Below are 16,513 nucleotides of genomic sequence, written 5' to 3'. Positions count from 1 at the left end.
CGCTAAGAATCCTCGTCCGCAACAAGTGCGGTAATTGCACTGTCGTGACTTCTCCGCACCGCAAATGCGGCTACAAAACAGAGACTAATCACCGGAGCGTTGTTAATGAAAAGGATGGGGATTCTGGACGTTGATGAGCTGACCGAAAAACTGGTCAGGGGAATGTTTCTCGCCGTTCCTGAGGCACAGGTATTTCTTGTCGCTGGCAACAATGAACGGGCGCGCAGGCTGGAGAGAGAGCTTCCCTGCTGGACTCTGGATAATTACCAGGATGTCGTCGACGAGGTTGACGTTATTATTACCGGCGTGGGCCGACATGCTCTGAATGAAATCGCAAATCAGGTGCAACTGCGCAGCTCGCAAACGCTGGTTTCTCTGGTTCCGGGGATGGGCTCTCAAAGCCTGCGAGAGCTGTTCAGACACGCTGACTGCGTCAGATTGATGCTGACTTTCGCCGCTGAAATCAACAAATCGAGCGTGATCCTGACGGCCGCCGACGAAGAGATCCAGGACCTGTTTTCCCGATTAGGCCAACTGACCGTGCTGCCCAACGAATCGGACTTTGATTTGGCGACGGTAAGCCTTTGCATGAATGGGTGGTTCTACTTCTTCGCCGAGGGTTTGCAATGCTGGCTTGCCGAAAAAGGCATGGCAGCGGAGGTTGCCCGTCGTCTGGTACTCGGCGGGTTGAAAGACTGCGCGGAGTATGCGAGCCATAACGCCTCTATCGCCCTGGGCGAACTGGGAAATGATATGGTCTCTTCTGAGCACTTAACGCTCCAGGGGCTGGAAGTGCTTGCCCAAATGCAGGCGCTTAATCCCTGGCGCGCTGCGTCAGAAAGGGTGTTATCGGTCGTGCAGAAAACCACGCCGCTCCGATAGAGCGAAACGTCCTTTTTACGATTGGGGAAATGAATTCCCCTTTAAACGTCAAAAGTCCATCACATTGCCTGTGATCCTTCATCGATGATCCGCTGCTTCTCCTCAGCCCAGTCGATGAGCGCTTCCATCGCAGGCCCCAGCGCAATACCCGTAGCGCTCAGAGCATATTCAACCTTGGGCGGCACTTGCGGATACACCGTCCGTGTGACGATGCCATCGGTTTCCAACTGTCTAAGCTGCTGAATCAGCATCTTTTGATTGACGCCTTCCACCAATCGCTCCAGGTCAGAAAAACGTAGCGGGCCTTTGGCCGCAAACAGTTGGCAGATGATGATGATTTTCCACTTGCCTTCCAGCACCCGCAGGGCCTCGGTGGTCGCCGCTGCCCAGGCCAGCCGGCGTTGGGGATCCTCACAGTTCCAGACGCGTTCTTTCTTCATGCTTACCTTTTAGGGTGTTACTTACTTTTTGGTGTGTTCTTGCAAGATTAACATGTACGCCATAAAGTGGCCACCAGCTCAATCCCCTAATTCTAGAGAGGCAAAAAACATGGAAATTGGCATCATCGGCACGGGCAATATCGGCGGTACGCTGGCTCGCAAGCTTAAAGCTGCGGGCCATCACGTACGCGTAGCGAACTCCAAAGGCATTCAGGGCGTCCAGAACTTTGCCGATGAAATTGGGGTCACCGCGGCGGATGTCTATGGTGCGGTGAAGGGAGCGGATGCGATCATTGTGTCGATCCCGCTGCCTGCACTGACATCGCTGCCAAAGGATCTCTTTGATGGAGTATCCGATAGGGTACCGCTGATTGATACCAGCAACTATTATCCCGGCTTGCGTGACCCCCGTATTCCGGAAATCGATAACGGCATGACTGAAAGCCTATGGGTATCGCAACAACTTGGGCGCCCAGTGATCAAGGCATTCAACAATATTCTTGCCTATTCGCTTGCGGAGCTCGGAACGTCAAAAGGCTCACCATCGCGTTTGGCAATTGCCGTCGCAGGCGATGACGCCACGTTAAAACAGAGGGTTATGACGTTGGTGAACGACACCGGGTTCGATCCGGTCGATGCGGGTTCTCTTGAAGCGTCCTGGCGGCAGCAGCCGTCGACACCGGCCTACTGCTGCGATTACGGTGTGGAGAAAATGAAGAAAGGCCTGGCCGCAGCCGTAAAGGGTGAAGCGGCGCAAAAGCGCGATCGGCTGCCTGAACTGTTCGGCAAACTGGGCGCCAACCCGACTCATGAAGATATCGTGGCCATGAACCGTTCGCTCTATGCACTTATCTAATGACAAATACGGGCAGACAAACCTAAATCAGGATCCGCACCCGTTCGAAAATCCGGCGGTCTTCCTGCCGCGCCGAGCGGGTATGCAGACGCAGTTGGCGCACCAGAGAGTCAATCAGAGCATTCGCCGCCGCGCTCAGGATGCTGTTGCGGCGGGTGACGATATTCAGCCGCACCGGATCGCAGCTTTCCCGCAGCGTCAGCGGCATCAGGCGTCCGGTAAGCTGCGGCAGCCCGGCCAGCGGCGCCGGGCACCAGGTGCACATGTCCGCCGACTCCACCATTGCCTGTAGCATGCCAAGGGAATGGGCGTGGATGATGCGATGGGGATCAAGCTGGGCGCCATGGCGGCTGAACAGTTGGCGGACCAAATCGTCGTAGTTTTCCGGCGTGTAATTCAGCACCCAGTCCTGTTCCAGCAGTTGGTGGATCGAGGTACTCTGGCTCAACGGGTGCCCTTGCCGCACCATCACCGCCGTTTCATAGTCCAGCAACGGTTCGCAATGAAACTCCTGCGGCGCCATAGAGGCCGGCAACGGCGTGATGGCGAAATCCATCGTGCCCTCTCGCAGTTGCGATTGCGCGTTGGCCATCAGGCTTTCAAACAACTCCAGCTTGACCTTGGGCATTTTTTGCGAAAAGCCATCACTGCCGGCGGCAACACCGTCAGCATCAGCCAGGGCGTTATCGCCGCTTTTACCTGATCTTCCGCCAACCCACGCAGACCCGCCATCTCCATGTTGGCCTGTTCCAACTGGTTAAGCACCAGCCGGGCGTGAGCCAACAGCGTTTTGCCGTAAGGGGTAAAACCCAATCCGGCCGGCGTGCGGATCAGCAACGGCAGTTCCTGTTCCTGTTCCAGTTCGCGCAAGGCCCGCGTGACCGCCGCTTGTGAAAGCTCCAGTTGCCGTGCGGCGCCGCGAATGCTGCCGCTGTCGGCGCTGGCGACCAAGGCTTGTAATTGATGCAGTTTCATCGCGCCCCCTGACAACCAAAGATTGTCAGCATAACCGAACGGCGGCTCCCCGGCAAAAAGGTTGTTTGTTAGTCTCGAAGACACCCTGCTTTCCGGCTGTCGACCCGCCGAAAATCGGAAATTCACTCTGGAGACGGTGATGCCAAACCCGCTTGTTTTACCTGAAATAGCCGCTGTTAAGCACGAAATGGTCGCCATTCGCCGCCATATCCACGCGCATCCCGAATTGGGCTTCAACGAGTTCGCCACCAGCGATCTGGTGGCGAAGCTGCTGGCCGAATGGGGTTATCAGGTTACGCGCCATGTAGGACAAACCGGTGTTGTCGCCACGCTACAACGCGGCACGGGGAAAACGCTCGGTTTGCGTGCCGACATGGACGCACTGCCGATCGAAGAAGCCACCGGGTTGCCCTATGCCAGCACCCACAGCGGCGTGATGCACGCCTGCGGTCATGACGGCCACACCACCATGCTGTTGGCGGCGGCGCGCTACCTGGCGCAGCACCCTTCGTTTACCGGCACCCTGCACCTGATTTTCCAACCGGCTGAAGAAGGCGGCGGCGGCGCACGTGTGATGATTGAAGACGGGCTTTTCGAGCGTTTTCCCTGCGATGCCGTGTTCGCCATGCATAACGTTCCCGGCTTCCCGGTCGGTCAACTGGGTTTTGCCAGCGGCCCCTTCATGTGCTCGGCCGATACGGTCACCATTACCCTGCACGGCCAGGGCGGTCACGGCGCAGTGCCGCAACACACGGTCGATCCGGTGGTCGTGTGCGCCGCCATAGTGATGAGCCTTCAAACCATCGTCTCGCGCAATATCGATCCGCAGGAGACGGCGATCATCACGGTTGGCGCGATCCAGGCAGGTCTTGCCGCCAACGTGATCCCCGCCAGCGCCAAAATGACGCTAAGCGTGCGCGCACTGGATGCCGGAGTGCGCCAACGGTTGGAAAGCCGCATTACCGCATTGGTCACGGCGCAGGCCGCCAGTTTCGGCGCCACGGCGGACATTGACTACCAGCATGGCTATCCGGTGTTGGTGAATCATGTGGAGGAAACCGAACTGGCGCGCCGCGTGGCGCTGGACTGGGCGGGCGAGCCCCAGCTTATCCCGTCACTGCGGCCGTTTACCGCCAGCGAAGATTTTGCCTTTATGTTGGAAAAATGCCCCGGCAGCTATATCTCCATCGGCAACGGTGAAAGCAGCCCAGGCAATGCCCTGCATCATCCCGCTTACGATTTTAACGATGAGTGCCTGCCCATTGGCGCCACTTACTGGGTCAAGCTGGTTGAGCGCTTTTTGGCTTAATGTCCTGACTTGACCGCCACAACGCTGAGGAAAATGAAATGAAGACAACAATGAGTCTGGTTTTAGTCTTGCCACTGGCGTTAAGTTTTGCGGCCTTTGGCGGGGAGTTTAGCGGCAAAGTGATTAAGTTGGGCGTAGACCCGACCTACCCGCCGCTGGAATATAAAACCCCGCAGGGTGCGCTGACCGGTTTCGGTGTCGATATCGCGCAGGCGATGTGCGATCAGATGCAGGCCAAATGCGTTTGGGTCGAGAGCAGTTGGGACGGGATGATCCCCGGGTTGCTGGCGAAAAAGTTTGACGCCATAGCCTCGTCGATGACCATCACGCCGCAACGCCAGACGCAGATTGCGTTTTCAAACAAGGTTTCCAACGCTCCGGCGCGTCTGGTGGCCCGTAAAGGCAGCGATCTGCAGCCCACCGCGGTTTCGCTGAAAGGCAAGTCGGTTGGCGTGCAGCAGGGTTCCAGCCAGGAAGCCTACGCCACGGCCCTGTGGCGAACGGCCGGCGTCAACGTGGTGTCCTATCAGAGCCAGCAGGAAGCCAATGAAGATCTGATCAATGGCCGTTTGGATGCTTCGCTGCTGGCCAGCGTCAGCGCCAGCGAGTTCTTCCATACTCCGGCGGGGAAAGACTTTGCGTTTGTCGGCGCCGAACTCAATGACAGCAAGTATTTTGGCATCGGCGACGGTATTGGGCTGCGCAAAGAGGATACCGCACTGCGCGACGCGTTCAATTCTGCGCTGCAAACAATCATTGCCAACGGCACCTACAAGAAAGTGAATGATAAATATTTTGATTTTGACGTCTACGGCGCGGGCCAATAACGCGCAAAAACGGCGCTGGGCTGGCGGTTCGGGGCAATAACAGAGACTAACGGGGAAACTAAAAGGGCCAGGCGAATGCCTGACCCGATAAAACTCATTACTTCACTTCGCCCATAGCCTTCAGCTTTTTGGACAAATCACGGCGCTCTTTAGACAGATCGGCATTTTTGATGATGTAGTCATCAACGCGATCTTCATAGTCGCTGCGCATGTTGGCAATGATGCCCTGAACGTCTTCAATGCTCATGCCAGGCTTGATGTACTCACTCAGGTTGTCGAGCAGCAACACACGCTTCTGGTTGTCACGGATTTTTTTCTCGTTGTCGATAATTTCGCGCTGCAGCTTATTTTTACGGCGGAACATACGCACAAACTCCAGAACGTCCTGGAAACTCGGCTTATTTGCATTATCCATCTTCATACCCTTGCTTTAGTAATACACAGATTCATTTGCTTACGGCCACAATGACACCAAGATACAGGTTTGTGGCGGTCCGGCACAACTCTCATTGCCTTATCTTACCCACTTTAACCGCCTGACAAAAACCCGAAGCGCCTGCTTCATGATCTGACCCCTTAATCGTGACCGGCGGCGGTACATACCTTGAGCAGATCGCCCAGTTCTTCCAACTGCTGCGTCAGCTCCATGCTCAGCCAGACATAGCCGTAGATCGGTGCTTCACCATGCTGGACAACGCTGGCCTCCTGCATCAGGGTTTTCAGTTCGGCGGCGATTTCGCTCAGTTGCCCCACCGCCGCCTGCTGTTGTTCCTGGGGGCCGTTGTGCATCATTTCCGCCAACGATTCGAGCGAACGCAGCGTCAACAGTTGCGCGCTGCGCAGCGTTTTGGCATTCAGCATAATAAAATGGGTTTCGCGCGAGGCCCAGTAAGCGTCCGCCAGCAGTTCAAGCGTGCACACCAGATTGCGGCTCAGCGTCTGCACCGCTTCAAATACCGTTGCAGGAATGCGGGTTTCTTTGCTGCTGGGGACAATCAGCCCACGTAACCTGACCACCTGGCTCAGCAGATCTTTCAACTGCGGCTCCAGCCGTGGCCGTTCAATCATGTTCGGCGAGAGATAAGCGCCGTAGATTTTGCCTGCGCTCTGCAGGCAATCGGCCAACTGCATGCGCCACAGGATATAAGCGCGTTGCGGATAAATGCTGCTGAACAACAGCGCCAGCAACGAACCAAAGATCACGTCGCCGCTGCGCCACAGCGCGGTATGCATATCACCGGCCCCGGCACCGCAGACTACCGCCAACGTGATGCCCACCAGCAAGGCCATATAGGGCCGCTTGCCGAGCGTCAAATAGCCGCAGAAAAACATCACTACCCCGCACCACGCCAGCATCAGCGACAGCGAGTAAAGTTCAAGATACAGAGCAATCAGGCCGGAGACGGCACCGAATACCGTGCCGGCAATGCGCTGCAACGCCCGCTGCAACACGTTGCCCCAAAATGAGATAGGCCCCATCACCACCACCAGGGTGATGAGCGGCCAGGTGCCTTCCGGCACCTCGAGCAGGCGGATCAGCAGGAAGGTCAGGACAAACGCCAACCCAATGCGCAAACCATGGACGACGCGATAATGCCGATAGGTCAGTCGTTCAAAAGGCGATATTTTTCTGTCGAGGCGCACAATGCATCCCGTTACCGATGACGAGGAAGACGCTTAGTTTAGCGGAGGAAAGCGGTTGGAGAAAAGGCGGATGAGGCGTCCCCCACCCGCAGGCGAACCTTAAGCGGCATATTTATCCACCAGCGCGCGCAGAATGGCGGCGGTTTCCACATCCATTACGCCGCCATACTGCTGCGGGCGGAAATGCAGTTGGAAGGCGCGTACCAGTTGGCGATAGCCCTCGGCGTCGGTCGCAGCCGAGGTGTCGTAACCGTATTTGGCGAACAGCGCCAGCAGTTCCCGCTGCGCGGGAATGCCCTGGCAGTGATACTCACGCTGGTGACGCTGTTTAACCGCGTCGTCATACCAGGCGCCTACGCCGGCCTGATGCAGTTGATGCCACGGGAACTGCGGGCCGGGATCGCTCTTGCGGCCCGGCGCTATATCGGAATGCGCCACCACGTTGATCGGCGTGATATCCGGATAGCGCTGCAGAATATTTTGCGCCAGCTGCGTTACCGCCGCGATCTGCTGCGGGTTAAACGGCGGGAAAGTAATGTCTTCGCCATCGCCGCTCGCCAGATTCACGATCTCAATGCCAATCGCCGTATCGTTGAGATTATTGCGGCTGCCCCATTTGCTGACCCCGGCATGCCAGGCACGTTCATCTTCATCCACCAGGTTGAAAATGCGCACGCCGCTAAAACCGGCTGCCTGATAAGTTTGATCTTCCGGATCCGGAACCAGGTAATGGGCACTGACCGATTTCCCGGTCAGTGATTGCACCGAATCGGCAAAATTCTGCGCCGTGTAATGCAACACCAGAAAACGCACACGGTGGCCAAAACCGGCCACCGAACGGTAGCTATTGTAATCAATACTGAACATCGTAGATTCCTTCTTCTCTGTTGGTCTTCATTAGCAACTCATCGTCATGCAGGGGTCGCCCGGACTCGTGCGGACGCTGCATAGTGCCCCCTACACTGTCTGCGTGAACGCTGTCCACTCCTTTAGATTTAGCTAATTGCTAAATTAAGCGCAAGCAGTTTTTAGCAAAAACGATATTTACCTTTTTGCTAAAGAATGCAATCATCCGACGATGGAAACCAAAGAAATAAGACGCAATAATTTGCGCGACCTGATGGCCCGCTATGCCCGGCAAGGCGTTAACCAGAATGAGTTTGCGATACTGGTTGAGTCCTCCGCGCCGACGCTAAGCCAAATCACCGGTGAGAAATCCTCCCGCAACCTGGGCGACAACCTAGCCAGGCGGATCGAGGCCAAACTGAACCTGCCCAAAGGCTGGTTTGACGTTTTCCATGAAAAACAGCTGGTGCGCCCTTTCGATAACGTGGCGGCAGAGTCGGATTTTCAACCCGCCCGCCTGAAACCGGTGGTGTGGGAAGATACCGAACAAGACAAGGAAGAGTTTGTGGAAATTCCCCTGCTGGATATCGATTTCTCAGCCGGTGATGGTTGTTATGAAATCGTTGATCGTGAAGAGTTCTCACTGATCTTCCGCCGCTATTATCTGCACAAGATGGGAGTGGCGGTGAATGCCGCGCGGATCATCCGTATCTCCGGCTCCAGCATGGAGCCACGCCTGCAGGACGGCGACGTGGTGGGCATCAACACCGATGATACCCGCATCCGCGAAGGTAAAACCTACGCTATCCGCCACGGCAACCTGCTGCGGGTGAAGGTCTTGATCGAGCAGCCTGACGGCGGCGTGACGATCCGTTCCCTGAACCGGGAAGAATATCAGGATGAGCATCTGAGTTATGCGCAGCGCAAAGACCAATTGGTGGTGCTGGGTCGCGTTTTCTGGTCTTCTTCATCCTGGTAATGGCAACGATATCCCGATAAATTTCGCATAGAGTCAGGCGAGCGACTCGCCCTGACTTTATTTGAAATCCACCACCATTTGCTGCTGGATCGATAACCCGCGAGTGGACTGTACGCAACAGGCAATGTAGTCGGTAAAACGCGGCGGTTTCGGCATACCCAGTTTAAGGATTTTTTCGTTGCTGAAACGAACGTTGAGCATGGCAAACGACCCGTACAAGCGCATCGCCTTCAGCATCAGCCGCTCGTTGCACGGCCCGAAAATATCCTTTAGCTGCTTGCGCATTTTCAGCAACGCTTCGTAACTGACCTGTGCATAACGATCGCCAAGCGGCGGTTTCTCCAGCGCGGCGGCAATGGCGCTATCGATATCCGCAAAACTGACGCTGCACTCTTCCCCTGCGGAGATGTGGTAAACGTCATTATCCAGCGCTTCACTGTTCAGTAGCATTACCATCGCATCGGCGCAGTAATCAACCGGGATCACATCGATGTTGTCCTGCAACGAGCACATAAACTTGCGCAGCATCAGCGCCATGCTGAACACCCAAAAAATACTGCTGGAAGGTTGGCAGCCAAGGCGAGTATGCCCCACCACAATGGAAGGACGGGCGATCACCAGCGGCAGTTGCGGGCAGCGTTGACGCATCAACTGTTCAATGGTGGATTTGGACCGGGTGTATTCCACCAGATGCTCGGCGGTTTCTTCAAACTCTGCGCTTTCTGCCACCAGTGAACCCGGCTCTGGCGCACAAGACATGGCGGTGCCCACGTGCAGAAAACGTTTCAATCCTTCCACCTGCGCCATTCTCTCGGCAAAGGCCAACGTACCTTCAACATTAACCTTCCAAATAAGTGGGTTATTGCCAAATGACGCTACTGCCGCACAATTGATAACGTGCGTTACATTGTTAATACGTGTGTCAGACAAAAAATTAGCAGGCTCACTTAAATCGCCCAACAATATATTTTCTATCGTGATTTTAGAAAATAACTCAGCATCAATATTAAATTTCTCCATATTAATACGAATGCGATCTAATCCTTGCTGCGCGCTTTCAGCACGCACTAACAACAGATAGTTAATTGACTGATTTTCATTCAGTAATTTCTCAAGGACTGCACCACCAAGAAAGCCGGTAGCGCCGGTCAATAGCAGCGTTTTCATAATATGCACCCACATTGGCATTGAATGTCGCTAATTGTATGCGGAGATAATTAAACGAATATTAAATGGAACTCAGTGGCGTTGAGTTATCTTTTCTTAATATTATCTTAAGGAATATCCTGAAACACCGTCATGGCATTTTGTAACACATTCAATAAAAAACACCCCATATTAAACAACGCCGTTTATCGACCATTGATACAAGCTCTGATTTAATTTACCGGTAAATACCTTTTACTTTTATCGTCAGGAGTTTCTATGAGCTATAACCAAAAAGCCTGGTTGAGCATTTTGGTCCTGTGCAGCGTTTTCTGGCTGGCGGTGTTCGGCAGCGTTCTGTCGGTCAATCGAGTCGTCGAACGCGACCATCAGCAAAGCCAGGAGGCGCTCACGGCGCAAACCTCACATAGCTATCATGCCACTGCCGCGTCTGGCCACAGCCTTCAGGCAGGGTCACGGGCCTTGTGAGGCTTCCCCCCTGAATGGGGTAGGGACAAGTGCCGCTAACGATCCTATGATGCCCTTTAGTTCACAGGGAGAAGAATATGGGTCGAAAGCTGGATAGCTTACCGCAGGCAGAACGTGAAAAAATTGAAGCCGATTTACTCGCCATCAGCGTCATTTATAACGAACGTTATGGCATTGTTTCCAACGCCACCAGCGCTGAAGAACAAGTCCCCGAACACTTGCGCCCCTACTTTCATCAGCGCCTGAACTACTACCGCAATGCGTAATCCTTCGCATTTGGACGATTAACGGTAACCACCGCTTGGCATCGTGCATCCCGCCGTTACAATAGAGGCATATTCCCTACGCCACCTGAGAGATGCGATTTTGAGCAGTAAGGCACCGGCCACATTTTACATTCACGATTACGAGACCTTCGGCAAAAGCCCATCGATGGACCGCCCGGCGCAGTTTGCCGGCGTACGCACCGATATGGATTTCAATATCATCGACGAGCCGCTGGTCATCTATTGCAAACCGGCCGACGATTACCTGCCCGATCCCGAAGCGGTGATGATCACCGGCATCACGCCGCAACTGGCGCTGGCCAAAGGCATTAACGAGGCCGACTTTGCGCGCGAAATCCATCAGGCGTTCAGCGTGCCGGGCACCTGTATTCTGGGTTACAACAATATCCGCTTCGATGACGAAGTCAGCCGCAATATTTTCTATCGCAGCTTCCATGATCCCTACGCCTACAGCTGGCAAAACGGCAACTCCCGCTGGGATTTGCTTGACGTGATGCGTGCCTGCTATGCGCTGCGGCCGGAAGGCATCGTTTGGCCGGAGAACGAAGATGGTTTCCCCAGTTTCCGCCTGGAACATCTGACTCGCGCCAACGGCGTCGAGCACGAGCATGCCCATGACGCCATGTCGGACGTTTACGCCACCATCGCCATGGCCAAGCTCGTGAAGCAGGCGCAACCGCGGCTGTTTGATTTTCTGCTGCAACACCGCAACAAACACAAACTGAACGCCTTGATCGATATCGCGGAAATGACGCCGCTGGTGCACGTTTCCGGTATGTTCGGCGCAGCGCGCGGCAACACCAGTTGGGTATCGCCGCTGGCCTGGCACCCGGACAACAAGAACGCGGTGATCATGTGCGATTTGGCCGGCGATATGACCCCGCTGCTGACCTTGAGCGCCGACGAACTGCGTGAACGCTTGTATACCCGCCGTGAGGATCTGGCGGCCGACCAATCCCCGGTGCCGATCAAGCTGGTGCATATCAATAAATGCCCGGTGCTGGCCCCTGCCAAGACGCTGCTGCCGGAAAACGCCGAGCGGTTGGGTATTGACCGCCAGGCTTGCCTGCAAAATTTGCAATTGCTGCGCCAGAATCCGCAAGTTCGCGAGAAAGTGGTGGCGCTGTTCGCCGATGCCGAGCCTTTTAAAGCCGTCGACGATGTGGACGCCAGGCTGTACGACGGTTTCTTCAGCGATGCCGACAAGGCGGCGATGAGGATCATCCAGCAAACCAAACCGCAGAATCTGCCGGCGCTGGATCTGACCTTCAGCGATGGACGCATGAAAGAGCTGCTGTTCCGCTTTCGCGCCCGCAACTACCCGAATACGCTGGATGACGCCGAGCAGCGCCGCTGGTTGCAGCACCGTCAGGAGGCCCTGAGCGCAGAACGAGTACAGAGCTACGTGCTGCAGTTGGAATCGCTGTATAACCTGCACGAAGGCGATAAAGAAAAGACCGCGCTGCTGAAAGCGCTGTTTGAATACGGCAAAGAGTTGGTGGGCTAATAAAAACAACAAAGGGCGCAATGCGCCCTTTTTAATGATGACCGGTTAAGGTTTATGCCACGTCTTCACTGGCCTGCGGCACCGGCAGACGGAAGCTGCGGGTCACGAAAGCCAGATAAATCAGACCAATCGCCGCCCATACCAGCCCCAGCGTCATTGAGCTGGTTTCCAGATTGAGCCACAGCGCACCTACGGTCAGCGCACCCAACACCGGCAGAATCAGGTAGTTGAAAGTGTCTTTTACGGTACGGTTCAGCTTGTCGCGGATATAGAACTGCGAAATCACCGACAGGTTCACGAAGGTGAACGCCACCAGCGCGCCGAAGTTAATCAACGCCGTCGCCGTCACCAGGTCAAACGACACCGCAGACAGCGCAATCGCGCCGACCAGCAGTACGTTCAGCGCCGGGGTACGCCATTTCGGGTGCACATAACCGAAGAAACGCTCCGGGAATACGCCGTCGCGGCCCATCACATACATCAGGCGCGAAACACCGGCGTGCGAAGCCATGCCGGAAGCCAGTACGGTTACGCAGGAGAACACCAGGATCACCGACTGGAAGAACTTGCCGGCCACGTACAGCATGATTTCCGGTTGAGACGCGTCAGGATCTTTGAAGCGCGAGATGTCCGGGAAGTACAGCTGCACGAAGTAAGACACCACAATGAAGATGATGCCGCCGATCAATGCCGTCAGGAAGATGGCTTTCGGGATCACTTTCTCTGCGTCTTTGGTTTCCTCAGACAGCGAGCTGATGCCGTCAAACCCGAGGAACGAGAAGCACAGAATGGTCGCACCGGTAATCATCGGCACCACGTGCGCATTCTCAGACCAGAACGGACGGCTGCTGATCAGCGTGCCCGCGCCTTCGCCGTGGGAAATACCGTTCACCACCAGGCAGAGGAACACGATCATGATCGCCACCTGCACTACCACGATGATGGAGTTCAGGTTCGCCACCAGCTTGATGCCGCGCAGATTGAAAAGGGTCATCAGTGCGACCAGCGCCGCCACGAAAATCCATGAAGGCACGCCCGGGAAGATGGCTTCCAGGTAAATTTTGGCCAGCAGGATGTTGATCATCGGCATGAACAGGTAGTCCAGCAACGACGACCAGCCCACCATAAAGCCGACGTGCGGGCTGATGGCTTTTTGGGCATAGGTATAAGCAGAACCGGCGGACGGGAATTTCCGCACCAGTTTGCCGTAGCTCAATGCGGTAAACAGGACCGCCAGCAGAGCAAAGGCGTACGCAGTGGCGACGTGACCATCGGTCAGGCCGGATACGATGCCGAAGGTATCGAAGATGGTCATTGGCTGCAGGTAAGCCAGCCCCATCATCACTACCGGAACTAAAGTCAGGGTTTTACGCAGTTGCGCGCGTTGGGCTGGAGCAGCGCTGATGATGTTATCGGACATGACGCAGCCCCCCCTTACCTTCTGCCTTGCGGAGCGTAGACACGCCAAGACTTAAGGTTGCGGGGAAACTTCGCAACGTGCGACTGAATTCAAAAAGAAGGGGATTGGAAGCTGGATAACGGGTCAAGGTAGCCTTGACTGCTCCATAATCGCTGCGGCCGCAGCGGAAACCGGCGGGCGCCGGCGCTAAAGTGAAAAATTGCCCCATCTTTCTTATCCTCATGAGTCACGACCATAAAGTTTTGTTTGATCGCGCACGAAACTATTTATCTATCCGGATCGGTGTCCGGCCTCGCTTGGTGTATGAAACGCACAGTTGTTAGAACACAAATGCAAAAAAAATAACCGACGCTTTAAAACGTCGGCTATCTGCATTAGTCATATTTTGCACCAGAAAGCGGCCGGATGACAAGATCCGGAAACCTTCTTACACAAATTCTTTTGGCGATCGTGCTCAAAACCCGCCCGCAAGGCGAATTATTCCGCTATCAATCCGCTTATCACCAGAATATTAACATTCAGTTTACCCAGGCTCAGGCGTTTTTCAACATCCAGTCAATCTCGGTTTCCGTCACCAACCGCTCAAACTGCATCAGCTCATCCATCTTGCAAGCATGATAAACCTGCGCAAAACGTTCGCCCAGATACTGCGTCAGCTCATGCTGGTGTTCAAACTCATACAGCGCATCGCTTTGGCGGATCGGGAACGGCAACCCTTCCTGCTCCAGGCCGTTGCCGGTCACCGGCTCAGGCAGCGGCAGTTCGTTGTCCAGGCCGTACAAGATCCCAGCCAGGATCGCCGCCACCACCAGATAGGGGTTGGCATCGGCCCCGGCGACGCGGTATTCCACCCGGTGGTTTTCCGGATCGCTGCAGGGAATGCGCAGCGCGACAGTGCGGTTATTATGCCCCCAGGAAGCCTGGGTAGGCACATACATCCCCGGTTGGAAACGGCGGAAGGCGTTAATGTTGGGAGCCAGCAGCGCCATGGAGGCCGGCATCAAGGTGATCATCCCGGCCAGCGCGCGGTGCAACAGCGGCGAGTCTTCGCCATCCGCATCCGTAAACAGATTCTTGCCGTCACCGTCCAGCATGCTGATATGCACGTGCATGCCGCTACCGGCGTACTCCTCATAGGGCTTCGCCATAAAGGTCGCGTGCAGATGATGATTTTCCGCCACCAGCCGCACCAGGCGTTTCAGCGCCAACGCGTGATCGCAAGCCAGCAGCACGTTATCGGTATGGTTCAGGTTCACCTCGAACTGGCCGGGCGACGCCTCCGCCACCGCGCCGTCCGCCGGCAACCCCTGCATCTGCGCCAGAGTGTCGATGTCGTTCAGCACCTCAGCGAAATGATTCAGATTATCCAGCGAGTAGACCTGGCTTTGCATGTTTCGCTCCTGGGTGCCGGGCGAACAAGGGGGTTGCAAATAACCTTCAGAGTCTCGCTGTCGATCAATGAGATAGAACTCCAACTCTACCGCTACCACCGGGAACATGCCGCGCTGGCGCAACGCCTGCCACACTCGATTCAGGACATTGCGGGGTTCAACGTCAAAGGGAGTACCATCTTCATCCAGCATGGTCAGCAATACCTGACCGATATTGTCCGGGTCCGCCGCCGACGGGGTCAACGATCCGGCCACCGGCATACACACACGGTCCGGTTCGCCCAGTTCCTGGCCCAGGCCCGCCTCTTCCACCACGTTGCCCAGAATATCCATAGCGAATACCGAGGCGGGGAAGTAACAGCCTTTTTCCAATTTTTTCAGCCCGGAGACGGGAATACGTTTACCGCGGAAGGAACCATTCAGGTCTGTGAGAAGGATATCGATATACTGCGTTGAGGGATGGCGTTCCAGATAGTGAGCAACCTCACGTTGGAACGCGCTACTTCGCCTCTCTTCATTATGCTGTGCAAAATTTTCAACTGCTGCGATATTGGTTTGCATACATCACCCGCCATTATGCTCTAAGGACGCTTGCGCATCCGTCTGCCGATCGGTTCAACACATGGTCTGATTTCTCTGTAGACTGCGCCCTGACTGGCGCTCAAAATAACATCCATAATATGAAACATAGCCTTAACACAAATGGTTTGCAAATGTTACAATCCCGTTTGATTATTCGCCACCGGCTGCTAAATTGATAAAATATTGACCGAAAAGGCGTTGCCCGCCTTTTAACGAACAGAATTTCGTCCGCCAGAACGGGGGTGACTATGGGCAATATATTTTCCAAATCAACCTTAACTACCGATATCATGCTGTGTCGATATCCCCCAGACAGGCACCCGACCCTGTTATTCATTTCTGCCTGTCGTCCCTATCAGAAGGAAGTACCGCTATGAGCGAAGTCAGCTTGGCGCCGGGTAAGCGCCTGTCACAGATCCGTCTGCAATTGGGTTTGTCGCAGCGCCGAGTCGCCGAACTGTCCGGGTTAACCCACAGCGCGATCAGCACCATCGAACAGGACAAGGTCAGCCCGGCCATCAGTACGCTGCAAAAGCTGCTGAAAGTGTATGGGCTGTCGCTGTCCGCCTTTTTTGCCGAACCGGAAGCCGCCGATGAGCCCAAAGTGGTGATCGAGGCGGAGGATCTGATCGAAATCGGTAGCCAGGGCGTGTCGATGAAGCTGGTGCACAACGGCAATCCGGCGCGCAATCTGGCAATGATGCTGGAAACCTATCAACCCGGCACCACCACCGGCGAGAAGATCAAGCATCAGGGCGAGGAGATAGGCACTCTGCTGGAAGGCGAAATAATGCTGACCATCAACGGCCAGACCTATTGCCTGACCGCCGGCCAGAGTTACGCCATCAATACCGGCATTCCCCACAGTTTTAGCAATACGTCGGCGCGCGTCTGCCGAATCGTCAGCGCGCATACGCCCACCACCTTCTGACC

At 55.3% G+C, this 16,513-nt stretch carries 16 protein-coding genes and 1 pseudogene; 9 read left to right on the top strand and 8 right to left on the bottom strand.

Translation table 11 applies throughout. The features are described 5' to 3' along the window. Nucleotides 1-105: 105 nt before the first annotated feature. Entirely contained in the window at nt 106-882 is a 777-nt protein-coding gene (locus ACUTSW_RS13895; RefSeq protein ID WP_445584657.1) for a pyrroline-5-carboxylate reductase, read from the top strand. Nucleotides 883-941: 59 nt separating this feature from the next. Here ACUTSW_RS13895 and ACUTSW_RS13890 read toward each other — a convergent pair whose 3' ends face one another. Continuing rightward, complete coding sequence (locus ACUTSW_RS13890) at nt 942-1,322, bottom strand: winged helix-turn-helix transcriptional regulator (protein ID WP_062868034.1); 381 nt, start codon at nt 1,320-1,322, stop codon at nt 942-944. Between the two features lie 52 nt (nt 1,323-1,374). Here ACUTSW_RS13890 and ACUTSW_RS13885 point away from each other — a divergent pair, with 52 nt between their 5' ends. Next, on the top strand, nt 1,375-2,178 hold the full coding sequence (locus ACUTSW_RS13885; RefSeq protein WP_445584656.1) for an NADPH-dependent F420 reductase: 804 nt from the start codon (nt 1,375-1,377) through the stop codon (nt 2,176-2,178). Between the two features lie 22 nt (nt 2,179-2,200). Here ACUTSW_RS13885 and ACUTSW_RS13880 read toward each other — a convergent pair. After that, nucleotides 2,201-3,153, bottom strand: a pseudogene (locus ACUTSW_RS13880) (LysR family transcriptional regulator). Nucleotides 3,154-3,292: 139 nt separating this feature from the next. Here ACUTSW_RS13880 and ACUTSW_RS13875 point away from each other — a divergent pair. After that, a complete protein-coding gene (locus tag ACUTSW_RS13875; RefSeq protein ID WP_445584655.1) occupies nt 3,293-4,462 on the top strand; it encodes a M20 aminoacylase family protein in 1,170 nt (389 codons plus the stop codon). Between the two features lie 38 nt (nt 4,463-4,500). Further along, nucleotides 4,501-5,289: an ABC transporter substrate-binding protein gene (locus ACUTSW_RS13870; RefSeq protein WP_445584654.1), complete on the top strand. Its 789-nt coding sequence runs from the start codon at nt 4,501-4,503 to the stop codon at nt 5,287-5,289. A gap of 97 nt (nt 5,290-5,386) precedes the next feature. On the opposite strand, the gene tmaR is transcribed toward ACUTSW_RS13870, so the two are convergent. The 3 genes from tmaR to ACUTSW_RS13855 all read right to left on the bottom strand — a co-directional run bounded on the left by tmaR (nt 5,387) and on the right by ACUTSW_RS13855 (nt 7,800). Continuing rightward, nucleotides 5,387-5,704 carry a PTS system regulator TmaR gene (gene tmaR / locus ACUTSW_RS13865; RefSeq protein WP_004946962.1) on the bottom strand — a complete coding sequence of 106 codons (318 nt, stop codon included), beginning with the start codon at nt 5,702-5,704 and terminating at the stop codon, nt 5,387-5,389. Between the two features lie 161 nt (nt 5,705-5,865). Then, on the bottom strand, nt 5,866-6,933 hold the full coding sequence (locus ACUTSW_RS13860; RefSeq protein ID WP_445584653.1) for an FUSC family protein: 1,068 nt from the start codon (nt 6,931-6,933) through the stop codon (nt 5,866-5,868). A gap of 99 nt (nt 6,934-7,032) precedes the next feature. Next, nucleotides 7,033-7,800: an N-acetylmuramoyl-L-alanine amidase gene (locus ACUTSW_RS13855; protein ID WP_062868039.1), complete on the bottom strand. Its 768-nt coding sequence runs from the start codon at nt 7,798-7,800 to the stop codon at nt 7,033-7,035. 211 nt (nt 7,801-8,011) lie between these two features. On the opposite strand from ACUTSW_RS13855, the gene ACUTSW_RS13850 reads away from it, so the two are divergent. Further along, on the top strand, nt 8,012-8,758 hold the full coding sequence (locus ACUTSW_RS13850) for a S24 family peptidase (protein WP_006326620.1): 747 nt from the start codon (nt 8,012-8,014) through the stop codon (nt 8,756-8,758). 57 nt (nt 8,759-8,815) lie between these two features. Here the strand turns inward: ACUTSW_RS13850 and ACUTSW_RS13845 are convergent, their stop codons facing one another. After that, nucleotides 8,816-9,925 carry an SDR family oxidoreductase gene (locus ACUTSW_RS13845; protein ID WP_006326621.1) on the bottom strand — a complete coding sequence of 370 codons (1,110 nt, stop codon included), beginning with the start codon at nt 9,923-9,925 and terminating at the stop codon, nt 8,816-8,818. Between the two features lie 258 nt (nt 9,926-10,183). On the opposite strand from ACUTSW_RS13845, the gene ACUTSW_RS13840 reads away from it, so the two are divergent. The 3 genes from ACUTSW_RS13840 to sbcB all read left to right on the top strand — a co-directional run bounded on the left by ACUTSW_RS13840 (nt 10,184) and on the right by sbcB (nt 12,187). After that, nucleotides 10,184-10,393 (top strand): hypothetical protein, encoded by a 210-nt coding sequence (locus tag ACUTSW_RS13840; RefSeq protein ID WP_197912466.1) that lies wholly within the window; start codon nt 10,184-10,186, stop codon nt 10,391-10,393. A 77-nt stretch (nt 10,394-10,470) separates the two neighbouring features. After that, nucleotides 10,471-10,659, top strand: a complete 189-nt coding sequence (locus tag ACUTSW_RS13835; RefSeq protein ID WP_006326623.1) for a DNA polymerase III subunit theta — start codon at nt 10,471-10,473, stop codon at nt 10,657-10,659. Between the two features lie 100 nt (nt 10,660-10,759). Further along, nucleotides 10,760-12,187, top strand: a complete 1,428-nt coding sequence (gene sbcB / locus ACUTSW_RS13830; protein WP_020439460.1) for an exodeoxyribonuclease I — start codon at nt 10,760-10,762, stop codon at nt 12,185-12,187. Between the two features lie 52 nt (nt 12,188-12,239). On the opposite strand, the gene ACUTSW_RS13825 is transcribed toward sbcB, so the two are convergent. Together ACUTSW_RS13825 and ACUTSW_RS13820 are read right to left on the bottom strand one after the other, a co-directional pair. Further along, the gene (locus ACUTSW_RS13825; protein WP_004946987.1) at nt 12,240-13,607 is read right to left on the bottom strand and encodes an APC family permease; all 1,368 of its coding nucleotides are present in this window, start codon (nt 13,605-13,607) and stop codon (nt 12,240-12,242) included. A gap of 533 nt (nt 13,608-14,140) precedes the next feature. After that, nucleotides 14,141-15,559 carry a glutamine synthetase family protein gene (locus ACUTSW_RS13820; RefSeq protein ID WP_166728656.1) on the bottom strand — a complete coding sequence of 473 codons (1,419 nt, stop codon included), beginning with the start codon at nt 15,557-15,559 and terminating at the stop codon, nt 14,141-14,143. Between the two features lie 394 nt (nt 15,560-15,953). Here ACUTSW_RS13820 and puuR point away from each other — a divergent pair, with 394 nt between their 5' ends. Next, nucleotides 15,954-16,511, top strand: a complete 558-nt coding sequence (puuR, locus tag ACUTSW_RS13815) for an HTH-type transcriptional regulator PuuR (RefSeq protein ID WP_004946995.1) — start codon at nt 15,954-15,956, stop codon at nt 16,509-16,511. Nucleotides 16,512-16,513: the final 2 nt, after the last annotated feature.

This window comes from Serratia sp. TSA_198.1 (assembly GCF_052686505.1).
This window is presented reverse-complemented; position numbering and strand designations above follow the sequence as displayed.

Bases quoted from the DNA above. Each gene is read 5' to 3' on its own strand.
- ACUTSW_RS13895 (WP_445584657.1), top strand. From the start codon at position 106: ATGAAAAGGATGGGGATTCTGGACGTTGATGAGCTGACCGAAAAACTG.
- ACUTSW_RS13890 (WP_062868034.1), bottom strand. From the start codon at position 1,322: ATGAAGAAAGAACGCGTCTGGAACTGTGAGGATCCCCAACGCCGGCTG.
- ACUTSW_RS13885 (WP_445584656.1), top strand. From the start codon at position 1,375: ATGTACGCCATAAAGTGGCCACCAGCTCAATCCCCTAATTCTAGAGAG.
- ACUTSW_RS13875 (WP_445584655.1), top strand. From the start codon at position 3,293: ATGCCAAACCCGCTTGTTTTACCTGAAATAGCCGCTGTTAAGCACGAA.
- ACUTSW_RS13870 (WP_445584654.1), top strand. From the start codon at position 4,501: ATGAAGACAACAATGAGTCTGGTTTTAGTCTTGCCACTGGCGTTAAGT.
- tmaR (WP_004946962.1), bottom strand. From the start codon at position 5,704: ATGGATAATGCAAATAAGCCGAGTTTCCAGGACGTTCTGGAGTTTGTG.
- ACUTSW_RS13855 (WP_062868039.1), bottom strand. From the start codon at position 7,800: ATGTTCAGTATTGATTACAATAGCTACCGTTCGGTGGCCGGTTTTGGC.
- ACUTSW_RS13850 (WP_006326620.1), top strand. From the start codon at position 8,012: ATGGAAACCAAAGAAATAAGACGCAATAATTTGCGCGACCTGATGGCC.
- ACUTSW_RS13845 (WP_006326621.1), bottom strand. From the start codon at position 9,925: ATGAAAACGCTGCTATTGACCGGCGCTACCGGCTTTCTTGGTGGTGCA.
- ACUTSW_RS13840 (WP_197912466.1), top strand. From the start codon at position 10,184: ATGAGCTATAACCAAAAAGCCTGGTTGAGCATTTTGGTCCTGTGCAGC.
- ACUTSW_RS13835 (WP_006326623.1), top strand. From the start codon at position 10,471: ATGGGTCGAAAGCTGGATAGCTTACCGCAGGCAGAACGTGAAAAAATT.
- ACUTSW_RS13825 (WP_004946987.1), bottom strand. From the start codon at position 13,607: ATGTCCGATAACATCATCAGCGCTGCTCCAGCCCAACGCGCGCAACTG.
- ACUTSW_RS13820 (WP_166728656.1), bottom strand. From the start codon at position 15,559: ATGCAAACCAATATCGCAGCAGTTGAAAATTTTGCACAGCATAATGAA.
- puuR (WP_004946995.1), top strand. From the start codon at position 15,954: ATGAGCGAAGTCAGCTTGGCGCCGGGTAAGCGCCTGTCACAGATCCGT.